Source organism: Arthrobacter sp. HS15c, from assembly GCF_040812005.1.
In the GTDB taxonomy this organism is placed as follows: Bacteria; Actinomycetota; Actinomycetes; order Actinomycetales; family Micrococcaceae; genus Arthrobacter.
In genome coordinates this window covers 326,583-340,208 of record NZ_JBFOHM010000005.1, presented here as the reverse complement: position 1 = coordinate 340,208, position 13,626 = coordinate 326,583, and the positions used below count along the sequence as shown (strand labels likewise).

12 protein-coding genes are annotated in these 13,626 nt (G+C 64.8%); 8 read left to right on the top strand and 4 right to left on the bottom strand.

The window, feature by feature from the left end:
• Positions 1-840 (bottom strand): hypothetical protein, encoded by an 840-nt coding sequence (locus ABV518_RS10465; RefSeq protein ID WP_367766971.1) that lies wholly within the window; start codon positions 838-840, stop codon positions 1-3.
• 93 nt (positions 841-933) lie between these two features.
• Positions 934-1,392 (bottom strand): hypothetical protein, encoded by a 459-nt coding sequence (locus ABV518_RS10460; protein ID WP_367766970.1) that lies wholly within the window; start codon positions 1,390-1,392, stop codon positions 934-936.
• A 399-nt stretch (positions 1,393-1,791) separates the two neighbouring features.
• Here ABV518_RS10460 and ABV518_RS10455 point away from each other — a divergent pair, with 399 nt between their 5' ends.
• Positions 1,792-2,535 carry an ANTAR domain-containing protein gene (locus tag ABV518_RS10455; RefSeq protein WP_367767071.1) on the top strand — a complete coding sequence of 248 codons (744 nt, stop codon included), beginning with the start codon at positions 1,792-1,794 and terminating at the stop codon, positions 2,533-2,535.
• Positions 2,536-2,587: 52 nt separating this feature from the next.
• On the opposite strand, the gene ABV518_RS10450 is transcribed toward ABV518_RS10455, so the two are convergent.
• Together ABV518_RS10450 and ABV518_RS10445 are read right to left on the bottom strand one after the other, a co-directional pair.
• Positions 2,588-3,787, bottom strand: coding sequence for an MFS transporter (locus ABV518_RS10450; RefSeq protein ID WP_367766969.1), 1,200 nt, complete (start codon positions 3,785-3,787; stop codon positions 2,588-2,590).
• Entirely contained in the window at positions 3,784-4,626 is an 843-nt protein-coding gene (locus tag ABV518_RS10445) for a MurR/RpiR family transcriptional regulator (RefSeq protein WP_367766968.1), read from the bottom strand. The genes ABV518_RS10450 and ABV518_RS10445 overlap by 4 nt, the downstream gene beginning before the upstream one ends.
• 163 nt (positions 4,627-4,789) lie before the next feature.
• On the opposite strand from ABV518_RS10445, the gene ABV518_RS10440 reads away from it, so the two are divergent.
• The 7 genes from ABV518_RS10440 (at position 4,790) to ABV518_RS10410 (ending at position 13,523) form a co-directional block, all read left to right on the top strand.
• Entirely contained in the window at positions 4,790-5,386 is a 597-nt protein-coding gene (locus tag ABV518_RS10440) for a tripartite tricarboxylate transporter TctB family protein (RefSeq protein WP_367766966.1), read from the top strand.
• 2 nt (positions 5,387-5,388) lie between these two features.
• A complete protein-coding gene (locus ABV518_RS10435) occupies positions 5,389-6,912 on the top strand; it encodes a tripartite tricarboxylate transporter permease (RefSeq protein WP_367766965.1) in 1,524 nt (507 codons plus the stop codon).
• A complete protein-coding gene (locus ABV518_RS10430; protein ID WP_367766964.1) occupies positions 6,909-7,919 on the top strand; it encodes a Bug family tripartite tricarboxylate transporter substrate binding protein in 1,011 nt (336 codons plus the stop codon). Before ABV518_RS10435 ends, ABV518_RS10430 begins: the two co-directional genes overlap by 4 nt.
• Positions 7,920-7,947: 28 nt before the next feature.
• The gene (locus ABV518_RS10425; protein ID WP_367766962.1) at positions 7,948-8,556 is read left to right on the top strand and encodes a methyltransferase; all 609 of its coding nucleotides are present in this window, start codon (positions 7,948-7,950) and stop codon (positions 8,554-8,556) included.
• 141 nt (positions 8,557-8,697) lie between these two features.
• Entirely contained in the window at positions 8,698-9,678 is a 981-nt protein-coding gene (locus tag ABV518_RS10420) for a phosphodiester glycosidase family protein (RefSeq protein WP_367766961.1), read from the top strand.
• Positions 9,679-9,686: 8 nt separating this feature from the next.
• Entirely contained in the window at positions 9,687-10,745 is a 1,059-nt protein-coding gene (locus tag ABV518_RS10415; RefSeq protein ID WP_367766959.1) for a GtrA family protein, read from the top strand.
• A gap of 333 nt (positions 10,746-11,078) precedes the next feature.
• Positions 11,079-13,523: a fibronectin type III domain-containing protein gene (locus ABV518_RS10410; protein WP_367766958.1), complete on the top strand. Its 2,445-nt coding sequence runs from the start codon at positions 11,079-11,081 to the stop codon at positions 13,521-13,523.
• Positions 13,524-13,626: the final 103 nt, after the last annotated feature.

The window sequence follows — 13,626 nt, the reverse complement described above, 5'->3', positions numbered from 1 at the left end:
TCAGTTCCCTTCTCCTGCTCCGGAGTAGGCGAGCTGGAGCGTGGCGCCCTTGCAGCCGTCCTGGTTCAGAGCGGTATCCAGCATGGCGATTTTGGGCCACAGTGCCGGAGACAGTCCGAGTGATTGGAGCGAGCTGGATCCCACCGGAACCGTGAGCGGATATGCTCCGCTGTAATTGGTCACCACGTAGTCCGCCGCTGTACAGGGGAGCCCCGCCGCCACGGCACCCGGTGTCCGCGTGATGCCGGCGATGGAGACCGACAGGCTGGACAGTGCCAGGCCCTTGTTGTTGGGGTTGGAGACGGAAAGATTCAGCGGAATGGCGGCGCCCGGTGTGAGCGTGGTGCCGAGGTTCCCGGAAATGCTGAAGGTCTTTTTGGACGACTGGACATAGAGCTGGACCACGACGCCTGCCGCCTGGCTGGCGCCGGCCGCTGTGGCAATAGTCAGGTCCGACTTGCCCTCCGGAGTGGTGGCCGAGGTGGTGACGGTGAGCACCACTGTGGCGGTTTTACCGGAACCAAGCGTCACCGGCGCCGGCCCGAAGGCCGCCGTCGTACTGGCCGGAAGGCCCGAAACAGTGGGGGTGACGCTGCCGCTGAAGCCGTTGGCGGAGGTCAGGGACACCGAATAGCTGACCGCGTCGCCCCGGTCAACCGTCCGGCTCGAGGGATTCACCTGGATGGTGACGCCCTGTTTGTTGCCCTGGCTCCCGCCCTGGCTGGCCGCGAAGATGGTGCCCGCCGAAACGAGCATCACCAGAAGCCCCACCAGCAGCACTTTCACTGCCGTGGTGGTTCTTCGCATGGCTGTGCGGAAGTACCCAGATTCGTTCTGCACGTCTAGCCCTTCTGGCCTTGTCTGACTCGAGCGGGAGAGGTGGAATTCGCCGGCAGGGGAGGTTCTGCTCCTCCCCCGCCGGCGAAGACTTTGTTAGACGCTGCCGACGGTGATGGTCACGATGGCGCCCTTGCAGGCGCTCTGGTCGACGGTTGCACTGTCATTGAACGTCAGGGTTCCGCTGCCTACAGAAGTGCCGCTGGAGTTCTTCGCGACAGTGGTGTTGCTGGTATCCGCTGAGACGCTGAACCAGCCCGGAAGGCAACCCGCCACGTTCGTGGTCACGGTGGCCGTCAGGACCCCCACCTTGGTGCTGGTGTTGAGATCGGCATTGTCTGCCGTGTAATCCACCGCGCGGCTGTCCCCCGGCGTAAGTCCGCCGGTGAAGTTGGCATGCAGCGTGACGGTGCCGCCGCCGGCCGAGTTCGTCGCTGTGCCTGAACCTGAGCCCGTGGTGGTCCAGTAGGCGTAGGCCGCGCCGCCGCCGCCGGCTACCAGGGCAAGTGCTCCGGCTGCCGCCAGGACCTTGTTCTTCTTCGTCATTTTGCGCATGAGTGAGACTCCTTTGGCTGGGGTAAAGGCTTGATGGTGAGACGCACAGCCATCGGGAACCACTAAGGGAACTTACTTCCGGCTGATCGATGACGCCCATACTCCCCGGCGCCAACGGTGCAAACAACGCGTAGCAGTACTGGTTTTTTGGGCACCGCCCCGGCCGCCACCTCTTGGATTGCGGACCGGGTACTCAGTTTTGCGGCAATAGCACGGGCCGGATCGACTCCCCTTAGTGACGTTTCCACAGGCCAGAGCGTGTATATACTTCTGGATATCGGTTTAGCAGCAGGCCGTTGGAAAGTTCGTCGATCCAGCGACCCATACCGCCAGGCCCCTTTCGAGGGTTGGCGGAACGTTGCCGGCTCGTTTTGACCTGAGCGAATGGCACCAAGAATCGTGGCCAGCGAGTCAACAGCAAAAACCGATACATCCATCACCGAGCACCTGCATGAACTCGTCCTCAACAGCTCCGATGTTGAGGACTTCCTTAACGAGCTCGCCCGCGTGTCCGTGCGGGGCCTCTCGGACCTTGACGACGAAGTCCTTTGCAGCATCACCCTGCTGCGGGAGCGCAAGGCAGCCACCGTGGCGAGCAGCGGGCCGGATGCCAAGGCCATCGGCCAAATCGAGTACGAGTGCACCGACAGCCCCGGCATGGCCGCCTCGCTGGAGCAGGCCACCATCCACATCCCGGATGTCACGGAGCATGACCGCTGGCCGGAGTACTCTGCCGCCGTCCTGGGCCAGGGGGTCCGCTCGGTCCTTGCCCTGCCGTTCGATCTCGAGGGGGACACGAAGGCGGCCCTGCTGCTGTACTCCCGGCGGCCCAACCGGTTTGACGGCCGCGTCCTGAAGTTCGCGGCGGACTTCGTCAGCCAGACGTCCCTCGCACTCCGCCTCGCGGTGCGGTTCGCGCACTACAGCGAGACGGCAGCGAATCTGCGGGCGACGCTGGAATCCCGCACGGTGATCGACATGGCCGTGGGCATCATCATGGCCCAGAACCGCTGCAGCCAGCTCGATGCCTTCGAGATCCTCAAAACTGCCTCCAGCACCCGCAATTCGAAGCTCCACGACGTGGCCGCAGCGGTGGTCAACTCGCTGGGGCAGGGACCGGCGCGCACGCACTACGACGGATAGCCTCCGACGGCGGCAGGCCGGCGTCGCGCGTTCCGGCACCCGCCAGGCGGGCTCAGGTGAGGGTATCCGCCCCGGGCGGCTGCCCGGCGTCGGACCCTGCCACCACGGCGATGGCTCCCAGGAGCAGCGCGGCGTTGGCCCAGAAGATCCCCAGTACGCCAAGGGGCGCGGCAAAGGAGCCGACGGCGATCGGCAGCGTGATCTGCGCCAGCCGGTTGACCGTCATCCGCAGGCCAAGGACCGCGCCGTGGCTCGACGCTGCGGTGAGCGACACCACCCAGGCCATGGTGAGCGGTTGGGGGATGCCGAGCCCCAGCCCCAGCCCCACCATCACCGCAATGGCGCCAAAGGGGCCCACCAGCGGCAGGGCAGCAAGTGACAGGACAGCCGCGCCGATGGATACGACCAGCATTGCCTTGCGCCCGAAACGCGCAATCAGCCGGGTGAGGCCCACCCTGCTGGCGACGGACACGGCGGCGCGCAGTGCCAGCAACATGCCCACGACGGCGGCACTGACGTTCTGTTCAGTGGCCCAGACCGGGACGAACGCGTACATCAGGTCCACGGTCACCAGCACGGCCCCGCTGACCACCAGCGAGCGCCACAGCCCCGGAGCCTTCAGGACACCGGCCACGCTGACGGGCTCAGCGGCTGACTTGCGCCGGCCCTTGCGAAGGCCAGCGTCCGTCCGCCGCAGGAAGAAGTAGGCAGGCGTCGCCAACGCACTGAAGCCGAGGCAGACCAGGAGCCCCAGCGTGGTGTCGGGCGCAGCCCCGTCCGCGGTGCCCAGCGAGGCCACGAGCGTGACGGCGGGCGGACCGATGAGCTGGCCAATGGAGGCAGCAGCCGTCAGCGTACCGAACGCACTGTCGGTGGATCCTTCGCTGCTGACGTGGGCCACAAACGCCTGCTGGCCCACCATTACCATCAGGTGACCCAGGCCGATGATGGCGCTGGCAGCCAGCAGGACGGGAAGTCCCCGAACGGCGAGCATGAGCACCGTACCCGCGGCCGCGGTCACCAGGCCGATGAAGGCCATGGCGGTGCCGCCGAACCTGTCGGCCAGCCGGCCCGCGGGCAGGGCAGTCAGCAGTGCGGGCAGCGCGAAGCTCGACGCCAGGACGCCCAGGAACACCGGGTCGGCGCCTTCGGAAAGGGCCCGGTATCCGATGATGAGCCGGATTCCCACCCACGAGGCCTGGGCCAGGACCGCCTGCGCGCTGAGCGCCCGCCGCCATCTGGCGGCGCTCACGCCCGAAGCGGAATTTCGTCCGCTCCGCCCAGCAGGCGGGTCAGGTCCTCGATTCCGTCCCTGGCAGCCCGGTAACGGGCAGGGTCCAGGTGGAAGATAGCCAACTGCAGGGCATATGCCAGGAGAACGGGGATCAGCTGGGTCCGGTATTCGCCGTCGTCGCCGCGCCTGGCGGTGATGAGGTGGTCGGGGCTGGGGCGGAAATGGTAGCCGGGAACGTCCGAGATCAGGATGCTCTTGCCTCCGCGCCGGGCGGCTTCGGACACCAGCGCACCCAGCTGCATGGGGGCCTCACGCAACGCAAAGCCTATGAGGGTGCTGTTTTCATCGAAGCTGATGAACCGCTCGGCCAGGTCCTTCGGCGCGGTCCCCAGCGTCACTATGATCAGGCCGAGCCGCCGCAGGCGCCGTGCCATCAGGTCACGGGTGGGCTTCTCATCGTCCCGGCAGAACAGGTAGATGGTCCGGGATTCATGCAGGGTCCTGGCGGCCGCGTCCAGGTCTTCCTGGGAAACGAAGTGCGGCAGCCGCTTCAGGGCGACGATCTCATCCGCCACGAACGCGGACAGGTCGTAGCCGGTGTCCCCGCGCATGATCCCGCCGTGCTGCTCATGGACCTCAGTCTCGTCCTTGCGCAGGTCATTGCGCAGGTCCGGGTAGCCGCGGTAGCCCAGCTTCTTCGCCAGCCGCACAACGGTTGATTCGTGGGTCTTGGCCCGGTCCGCAACCTCCGCGGCGGGAATCCCTGACATGTAATCGCCCATGAGGACGTTCATGACGCGCTCCTCCGAGGCGCTGAGCTGGACCGTGCTGCTGGCCACTACTGCTTTAAAACCCACTCTGGCTCTCCTTTGAGGTTCCCTGAGGTTCCCGCTTGAAACACTGTGATGCTTGACACTCTCTCACGAACATGCAATCCTGTGCAAGGTTGCAAGATTGCTTTACAGCTAATCCTGCTCTCCCTATTTTCTCCACTTTGCCGCAGAGAGGCGGACAACGAAGATGCAAACCCTCAACGCACCTGTTGCGCTTGAATGGACGGTGGCCGCAGCGGCCGTCGCCGGGGGCCTGACCATGGCGGTGGTCGGCGCCGGCTACGGGCTGACGAACACCTCCGGTGTGGGGGCCGGGTTCTTTCCCACAGTCGCCGGCACGCTCATGGCAGTGGCCGGGGTCCTCTGGGCCCTCCAGCTGGTTGCAGCGCGCCGGACATCCGTCCCGGCACCTGTCACGGGCGACACCGTCGAGTCACTGCCGCCGCACCACGAGTCGGAATCCGCGCTGGTATCCCTGCTCGACGACGACAACAGCGACGAGCCGGACGCCCCGGATTTCCCGGACCGCCAGGGTTGGGCACGTGTGGGGATCATCTCCGGCGCCATCCTCCTGGCCGCCCTGCTGCTCCCCCTGCTGGGCTACACCGTGGTAATGACGCTGATGCTGGGAACCATCCTGTTCTTTGTCAGCAAGCGGAAGCTTTGGATGGCCGCCCTGGTGGCAGTAGGTTCCGCCCTGGCGTCGCGACTGGTTTTTGAGGTCTGGCTGGGAACGGCGCTGCCGACGGCCAGCATCGACTTCCTCGCAGGGCTGGGGCTGTAACCATGGGATTTGATCAGCTCCTGGGTGGCCTGGCCACCGTCTTCACCCCCGAACACCTTCTGTTCGCGCTGCTCGGCTGTGTCCTGGGCATGCTCGTTGGCGTGCTCCCGGGCTTCGGGCCGGCTGCCGCCGTGTCACTGCTCATCCCGGTCACGTTCGGCCTGGACGCCACTTCCGCGATCATCATGCTGGCCGCCATCCTCTACGGCGCGGCCTACGGCGGAACCACGACGGCGGTCCTGCTCCGGATTCCCGGTGAGGCCTCCTCGATCGCCACCACGCTCGACGGCTACCAGATGGCCAAGCAGGGACGCGGCGGTCCCGCCCTGGTGATCGCAGCACTCGCTTCCTTCGTCGGCGGCCTGGTCGGCGTCATCGGCTTTGTGGTGGTGGCACCGTTCAGCCGGCTGGCACTGGAATTCGGCGCCCCCGAACTGTTCCTGGTCTCCCTCCTCGGCTTCGCCCTGATCACTTCCTTCGCCGGCTCCAACCCGGCCAAGGCCCTGCTCAGTGCGGCGGCCGGACTGGGCATCGCCACCGTCGGTGTGGATTCCGGCGTCGGCATTGCCCGTTTCACCTTCGACATGCCGGAACTGTTCGACGGCCTGGGGTTGGTGGCCATCGTGATGGGCGTCTTTGGCCTCAGCGAAGTCCTCGGCCAGGCCCAGAAGGGTCCGCTGGGTGTTCCGAGCCCGCTCAAGGTTGCCAGGCTCCTGCCCACCCGCACCGACCTGCAGCGTTCGGCCTTCCCGTCCCTTCGCGGATCCGTGATCGGCTTCTTCATGGGCCTCCTGCCCGGTTCCCCCGGCGCGGCAACCTCGCTGGCCTCCTACGCAGCCGAAAAGCGGATCTCCAGGCGAAGCAAGGAATTCGGCAAGGGCGCGGTGGAAGGCATCGCCGGGCCGGAAGCGGCGAACAACGCCCTGGCCGTCTCGTCCATGATCCCGCTGTTCACCCTGGGCATCCCCACCTCCGCCACGGTGGCCATTATGGCCGGCGCGTTCACCATGAACGGCCTGATCCCCGGACCCCTGCTGTTCCGCGACAACCCCGACGTTGCCTGGGCCATCATCGCCAGCCTCATCGTGGGCAACCTGATCCTCCTGATCCTCAACGTCCCGCTGGCACGGGTCTGGATCGCTGTCCTCAAGGTCCCGTTCCACTACCTCATGGCCGCCATCCTGGCATTCATGTTCCTGGGCACCTACTCCATCAACGGCAGCGCCTTCGACATCCTGATCATGCTGGGCGCCGGCATCCTCGGCTACATCTTCCAACTGGTCAAAGTGCCGCTCACGCCGCTGGTCCTGGGACTCATCCTGGGCCCGCTGCTGGAAGAGAACTTCCAGCGGTCCCTGGCGCTCTCCCGCGGCGACTACAACGTATTCCTGCAAGGCCCCATCAGCCTCACGCTGATCGGCGTGATTGTCCTGGCCATCCTGTTCGGCGCAGTCCGCCCCCTCATTGCTTCCATGCTGAAGAAAAAGACCATCACGCCCATCGCACCAAAGGAGCTTGCGAAATGAAGAAACTCACCGCACTGACCACCACCGCACTGGCCGCATCAGTTGCCCTGGCCCTCACCGGCTGCGGCGGCCAGGCCGGCAGCAGCACCACTACCGCCGCCGTGGACTTCCCGAAGGCCGGCTCCACCATCGAGTGGATCGTCCCCTCGGCGGCCGGCGCCGGCAACGACATCCTGGCCCGGATCATTGCCCCCGTCATGCAGAAGGACCTCGGCGCCAACATCAAGGTGGTCAACAAGGAAGGCGGCAGCCAGGTGGTAGGCCTGAACTACGTCGCGCAGTCCAAGCCGGACGGCCTCACCTTCGGCAACACCAACATCCCCTCCATCCTGGGCCGCTACCTTGACCCGTCCAAAAAGGCGGCCTTTGACCGCAGCAGCTTCACGCCCATCGGCGCTTTCGCCACCAACTCCGTGGTGATTGGCGTCAACAAGGACAGCAAGTACAAAACCCTCAAGGAACTGTTCGACGCCGTCAAGGCAGAACCGGGCAAGATCACCGTGGGCACCGACTCACGGGCCGGCGACGACCACATTAACCTGCGCCTGCTGGAGGACCAGCTGGGCCTGGACTTCAACATCGTGCATTACAACAGCGGCGCCGACAAGGTTGCAGCGATCGTCTCAGGCGAAACCGACTTCGCCCTCGGCGGCGTCTCGAGCTTTTACGGGCAGTACAAGTCCGGCGACATCAAGCTCCTGACTGTCGTCGAGGACAACGCAAGCCCGTTCGCACCCGAAGTGCCCACGATGAAGGGCTCCGGTTACGACGTCAAGCCGATGGCCAGCAACTTCGCCCTCTCCGTCCCGTCCAAGACGCCCAAGGAAGTTGTGGCAAAGCTTGAGTCCTCACTGAAGAAAGCCACCGAAGACCCTGCCGTTGTTGAGAAGCTCAAGGGCGCAGCCACCCAGGTGGCCTGGAAGTCCAGCGCCGACGTGGCCAAGCTCTGGGAAGAGCGCGAAACCACCATCAAGCCGGTCATCGATGAACTCCTCAAGCAGCAGTAACCACACCAGCAGAAAGGCCGGCGACACCATGCAGGCAGAACACACCTCCCCCCTCTCCACAGCTGAGTTGGTGCGCCGGCTGGCGGCCATCCCTGCAGCCAACATCGGCGACGCGCAGGAACGGATCGGCGTAGCGTCGGCCCTGTCACCCTCCTGGCCGGGTGCCAAGCTCGCCGGACCTGCGTACACCGTCTGGACCCGTCCGGGCGACAACCTGTACATCCACAAGGCCCTCGACGAAGCCCAGCCGGGTGACGTGATAGTGGTCAACGGCGGCGGGGACCAGTCCCGTGCCCTGATCGGTGACATGATCGGCCTCCGCGCCAAGAACATGGGCCTGGCCGGCTTTGTGATCGACGGCGCCGTCCGCGACGCCGACGCCTTGGCGGACTGCGGACTGCCGGTCTTCGCCCGCTCGGTCACCCCCGCCGGACCCTACAAGTTCGGCCCCGGCCGGCTGCAGCTCCCGGTGGCGATCGACGGCGTCGTGGTTTCCCCGGGCGACATCGTGGTGGCGGACGCCGACGGCGTCGTGGTGGTCCGGCGCGACGAAGCGGAGCAGGTCCTGGCCGAGGCGGAAAAGATCGAGGCGAAGGAAGCGGCCAAGCGCATCGCGTTCGAAGGCGCCTCCGTCTGACCGACTGACACAGTCCTCAGGCCCTATGGCCGGCTCAACCACGGTTGGGCCGGCCATAGCGCTGCCCGGGCCCCACCCTTTCACAGGCTCAGCACATACTCGGCAAATCGAAGCGATAGCTTGGCTGCCTAGAAATGAGGCATGACTCCTCTCAAGAACAAACAACGCAAGGGCAGCCGGGTCCGGCGCGCCGTCGTCGCCGGGGCCGTGGCCCTTACGCTTTCGGCAGGAGGTGCCACGGCCTGGGCGCTGGACCGCTTCGTGATCCAGCACGTGGAGATCTCGGATGTCTCCGCCTACCAGGCCAGCCAGTCGGGTACCAGCCCGAGCACGACGGCCGACACCACCACCGACTCCACCACCAGCGCCGTCACCACGGACACGTCCTATGTGTCGGACAGCTCGAACATCAGCATCTCCACGGTGACCACCGGCAGCGGCGACAGCACCGTCGCCTACTACGTTGCCGACGTCGTCCTCGATGACGCCACCACCCTCCAATCCGCCTTCGCCAACAACAGCTTCGGCGAAAACATCACCGAAACCACGTCCGCCATTGCCGAGGCCAACAACGCCATCTTCGCGGTCAACGGCGACTACTACGGCTTCCGCGACACGGGCATCGTGATCCGGAACGGCGTGGTGTTCCGCGACGAAGGCGCCCGCCAGGGTCTGGCCTTCTACCGCGACGGCACCGTCAAGGTCTACGACGAAACCGCCACCACAGCCGAGCAGCTGCTGGCCGACGGCGTCTGGAACACCCTCTCCTTCGGCCCGTCACTGCTGGACAACGGCGAAGTGGCCGAGGGCATCGAGGACGTGGAGGTGGACACCAACTTCGGCAACCACTCCATCCAGGGCGAACAGCCGCGCACCGCCGTCGGCGTCATCGACGCAAACCACCTGGTGTTTGTGGTGGTGGATGGCCGCAGCCCCGGCTACAGCGCCGGCGTCACCATGACCGGGCTGGCGGAGATCATGCAGGGCCTCGGCGCCACCACGGCGTACAACATCGACGGCGGCGGATCCTCCACCTTGTACTTCAACGGCGAACTGGTCAACAACCCGCTGGGTGAGAACAAGGAACGCGGCACCTCCGACATCCTCTACATCGCGGAGTAGGCCCGGCCATGATCATCCTGATCCCGGCCTACGAGCCGGACCAGCAGCTGCCCGCCCTGATCCGATCCATCCGCGACGCCGAGCCGTGGGCCACCGTGGTGGTGGTTGATGACGGCAGCGGCCCCGCCTATAAGGACGTGTTCGACGGCGTCAAGGCCCTCGGGTGCCACGTCATCGGCTACGCGCGGAACCGGGGAAAAGGCTTCGCGCTGAAGACCGGGTTCGGGTTCATCGCGGACCACCTGCCGGGCCGGAACGTTGTCTGTGCGGACAGCGACGGCCAGCACACCATCGTGGACATCCTTCGCGTCGCGGCGGCGGTGCAGCCCGGCTCGCCGGCCATGGTGCTGGGAACCCGGAACTTCACCGGCAACGTCCCCGCCCGCAGCAAATTCGGCAACACCGCCACCCGGCTGCTGTTCACCCTGGCCACCGGCGAGCGCATCTCCGACACTCAGACCGGCCTCCGCGGCTACCCGGCAGCCATGCTCCCGTGGCTGCGCTCCGTCCGCGGCGAGCGCTACGAGTATGAGCTGAACCTGCTGCTGGAAGCCAAGCACGCCGGCTACGCCATCACCACCGTGGACATCGCCACCGTCTACCTGGACCACAACTCGGGGTCGCACTTCCGGCCGCTGGCGGACTCCGTCCGGATCTATGCCCCGCTGCTGAAGTTCCTGGCCTCGTCCTTCACAGCGTTCCTCGTGGACACCGTGGTGTTCCTGCTCCTGACCCTGGTCACAGACTCACTGCTGCTTGCCGTGCTGGGTGCCCGGGCCGTGAGCTCGGCCGTGAACTTCCTCATCAACCGGCGCGTGGTGTTCGAGCACGGCCGGGACCGGCCCGCCGCTGCTGCCGGCCTGCGCTACTTCAGCCTGGTTCTTGTGCTCCTCGCCGCCAACTACGGGCTGATCTACGCCCTCGATGCACTCTCCGTGGGCGCCCTGCCAGCGAAAATCCTCGCCGAAATCGCCCTCCTGACCGTCAGCTACCTTGTGCAGCAGCGGTTTCTCTTTTCCCGGCGCACGGCCAAAGCGGTGTACGGGAGGCAGAGCGTAAGACTCTGAACCTCAGCCGCAGCGGATGTCTCCGATGGCACTTCCAGTCGTTTCGGCGCAAGTGGCTAGGAATAGAGAACGTGCCGCCGGATCCGGGCATGCCGCCCGTCGTTGTGTTCGACCATCCCAGGGGCATGGAGGCCTGGCTGTCACAGACACGGCCACGCGACGCCAAAGCCTCTGCGTAAAGGTCGGTCTGCCCCTTGATACTGATGGAATGACATTTCAGGACCCTCGTAGGGCAGGGACCGCCACGGGAAAAATTATCGAACGGACTCAGTCATGCATATGAGATCGATACATATCAAACGACCCGCGCGCACCGTATTAGCCTTACTCCTCGTGGCCAGCACCGTACTCGGCGCCCCCGCTCCGGCCGTGGCCGATACCCCCAACCCGGTCACCTGTGAGGGTTATCCCGAAAAGCGTCGCTTCGTTGATTCCCAGTCCTGGTGGTTGCCCACCGAGGGCGCGACTCCTGCCGGTACGGACCACGGTCATATCCATGTGGGGGCTTGTATCCCCGAACGCGAAACCATGACCGGACCATTTAGGCTCGACATCCGCATGGTTTTACATGATCCCGGCCTCCAAAAGATCAATACCGGCAGTACCGCCACGCCATATGTGTCGGTTGTCATGAAAGATAGCTCGATCGAGCAGACGCAGTCCAAGCTCTACCAAGCAGGCTGGACCTGTTCCACTCCAGGGACGTGCACTCGTTGGGGCCAGGTTACGGTCGACCCATCCATTTTCACGACCGATGGTCTCAAAGAAACGCGCCTGCGTTTCTTCTCTGACGTCAAAGACCTTGCTGCCAACGGCACGACAAGCACCGCCCGCATGACCGCCAGTCTCAATTTTCAGTACTACGTCGATCTCTCGCCCACCCGCACTGTCAAGGACGTCTCCCGCGACCCCTACTTGCGTGGTAAGGGATGGTATTCAGCGCCAGGCAACGATCTGGCGGTAGGTGGCTATTGTGAAGCGGACCTGATGACCGTTCCACTTCCGGATACTCCGATCAGCGGCATATGGTCACCCGCCGTCAAGATGGTTTGGCACGGGGACGCTGGCGACCCGCCCGTCACGGCCCATGAAGTCCGCATCGACCCAGATTTCCATAACAACATTCCCGGTACGATCATCCGTCAGGCGAGCGGAGAGTACGATGCTCCGGTCGGCATCGACACCACGCGGCTGACCAATGGCAGGCACACTCTGTTCCTGCGCGCCGAATGCAACGACCAGTACGGCCGTAACTCCACCGCCTCGGGCGTCCTGATTGTGCCATTTGACGTCGACAACGGCGCCGGCGCCGGCGCCGACACCACCGCCCCGAGCACCCCAGCCCACCTGGCCTCAACATCGCACACCACGACTACGGTTGCCCTGGCTTGGGATGCCGCTACCGACAATGTCGGCGTTGCCGGCTACAGGGTTTATCGCAACGGCACGCAAATTGCCGATCAACCGGGCCGCACGTATACCGATTCAGGTCTATCGCCTGCCACTGCTTACACGTACACGGTCAGGGCTTACGACGCCGCCACTAACCTTTCAAACCCGTCGACAAGTCTCACCGTCACCACCGATGGTGCGGCTGATACCACGGCTCCGACTGCTCCCGGCGGACTGGTTTCCTCTGGTAAAACCACGACTACGGTGGCCCTGGCTTGGGATGCCGCTACCGACAATGTCGGCGTTACCGGCTGCAGGGTTTATCGCAACGGCACGCAAATTGCCGATCAACCGGGCCGCACGTATACCGATTCCGGTCTATCGCCTGCCACTGCTTACACGTACACGGTCAGGGCTTACGACGCCGCCACTAACCTTTCAAACCCGTCGACAAGTCTCACCGTCACCACCGATGGTGCGGCTGATACCACGGCTCCGACTGCTCCCGGCGGACTGGTTTCCTCTGGTAAAACCACGACTACGGTTGCCCTGGCTTGGGATGCCTCTACCGATAATGTCGGCGTTGCCGGCTACAGGGTTTATCGCAACGGCACGCAAATTGCCGATCAACCGGGCCGCACGTATACCGACTCCGGTCTATCGCCTGCCACGGCCTACACGTACACGGTCAGGGCTTACGACGCCGCCACGAACCTTTCAAACCCGTCGACAAGTCTCACCGTCACCACCAATGCTCAGACAGGCGGCATTCAGCGCCAAGGCATGAGCACAGTGGTTAACACCACGAGTACCACGAGCCACACGATTACCAAGCCCGCTTCAGCCGCGGCAGGCCAGGTCTGTGTCGCCTCATTGGCGCTCAACGGCTCGACCGTTTCCGCGGCCCCGACCGGCTGGACCCAGTTTGCCGGAATTACGTCGATCTCCAACCCACACCTGTATGGCTACTACCACGTCATGGGTGCCTCTGAACCTGCCAGCTACACCTGGACCACCGCAGGGTCGGTCGCTAGCGGTGGCGGCATCAGCTGCTACTCCGGAGTGAACACCACAACTCCGTTGGACACAGCAGCCTCGGTAGCCGCGTCTGCCACCGCTGCAACTACGGGCTCGGTTTCTGGAGTCACCACAACGACCGCCGGAGCGATGCTCGTTGGCGCAATCGCCATCAACTCAAGCAATACCACTATCGCCATCGCGGCCCCGTCAGACATGGCGGAAGTGTATGACCTTGGTGGTAAGCGCACTGAGCTTGACGATGGCCTTCAGGCAGCCGCCGGTTCCTCGGGCAGCAAGTCCTGGGTATGGAGCAGCGGTTCGGCGCGCGAATGGGCCGGTTGGCTCGTCGCTCTCCGCGCTCAATAACCCCAGCGCCACAGCCCGCACTCAGAAAAGCCGCCCCTACGGGCGGCTTTTCTGATTGCTGCGCCCTCTCCTCGGTGTAGGAACTTGCCTGGCGACGCACCTG